The sequence below is a fragment of the Sphingomonas sp. CCH9-E2 genome, from assembly GCF_001557215.1.
In the GTDB taxonomy this organism is placed as follows: domain Bacteria; phylum Pseudomonadota; class Alphaproteobacteria; order Sphingomonadales; family Sphingomonadaceae; genus Sphingomonas.
In genome coordinates, this window is the sequence record NZ_LSJM01000266.1 from 1 (window position 1) to 999 (window position 999).

General features: G+C 63.1%; 3 protein-coding genes. All 3 read right to left on the reverse strand.

Annotation, left to right across the window (positions count from 1 at the left end; genetic code table 11):
* On the reverse strand, positions 1–233 hold a 233-nt coding region (locus AX681_RS12335; protein ID WP_269450349.1), incomplete at its 3' end, for an RNA polymerase sigma factor.
* Positions 230–670, reverse strand: coding sequence for a periplasmic heavy metal sensor (locus AX681_RS12340; protein ID WP_037486783.1), 441 nt, complete (start codon positions 668–670; stop codon positions 230–232). The genes AX681_RS12335 and AX681_RS12340, both read right to left, overlap by 4 nt.
* The gene (locus AX681_RS12345; RefSeq protein ID WP_007406377.1) at positions 670–942 is read right to left on the reverse strand and encodes a hypothetical protein; all 273 of its coding nucleotides are present in this window, start codon (positions 940–942) and stop codon (positions 670–672) included. Before AX681_RS12345 ends, AX681_RS12340 begins: the two co-directional genes overlap by 1 nt.
* Positions 943–999: the final 57 nt, after the last annotated feature.

The window sequence follows — 999 nt, forward strand, 5'->3', positions numbered from 1 at the left end:
ATCCAGACCTGGAAGGGTCGCGCAGCGTCATAGCGGTTGAGTGCGGCGAAGGCGGCGACGAAGCTTGCCTGCGTGACGTCCAGCGCCTCCTCTCCGTCACCTATATGGCTGCGCACGAGCCGAAATACCCAGCCTTGGTGTCGCCGCACAAGTTCGGCGAAAGCGGCCTGCCGGCCGACGAGTGCAAGAGCGGCAAGCTCCCCGTCCGAGCAGTCGGGGAGAATTATGGTCATTCGGACTTTGCCGTCAGCGCTTTCACTACGGCGTCGTCGAACTTCTGCGTCTGATCGGGGCGAAGTACGGCACGCATTGCAAAGATGTGCTCGAGCGTTTCCTTCTGCAGCGCGCCCATGGCTTGGTGCGAGCGGTCCACTGCCGCCGCGACTTTAGGGCCATAGCCATGTTCCGCCTCAATCGCCTCTGCTAGGCGAGCATTGTCGGCGCGCAGCTCGGCTTCAAGTGCCTGACGCCGAATGGCATAATTCTTCTCGATGAACTCCAGCCGGGCGTGCTGAGCCGTATCCAGTTTGAGATCCCGATGGAGCAGCTCGTGCAGTTCGTTTTCCACGGGCGGTGCCGACACCACATAGATCCGCCCGATCACCACCCCGGCGATCGCCGCGGTAAAGGTCAACAGTAGGAGGAGCAGGAGCCGGCGGCGGTCCCGCATCATTGCGAGCCCAGCAGCGTCGAGGGCGCGAGCGCCAACTGCGCATCGAAGGGCGATATCGGGCTCGCGTCCGCCGACCCGATTGGAACCGCGGAGCCCGCGATGCCGATGAAAAGCGCGACTGCGGCGGCTAGACCAAACGTCGTTGCGCCCAAGCGCGGCATGGCCTGGACCCTAGCGATTTCCGTCAGGACGCGGCTGTCCAGGCCGGCAAGCCTGGGGTCAATTGGGGCATCGCGCAATTTCGCGAGCATTTCGTCAAGGTGGTCCATGGTGTTTCTCCGTCTTCTCTTCACAATACGCATTCTGGCCCACGACCCCTTGGCTCG

Coding starts and splice junctions, on each gene's coding strand:
- AX681_RS12340 (WP_037486783.1), bottom strand. CDS start 670: ATGCGGGACCGCCGCCGGCTCCTGCTCCTCCTACTGTTGACCTTTACC.
- AX681_RS12345 (WP_007406377.1), bottom strand. CDS start 942: ATGGACCACCTTGACGAAATGCTCGCGAAATTGCGCGATGCCCCAATT.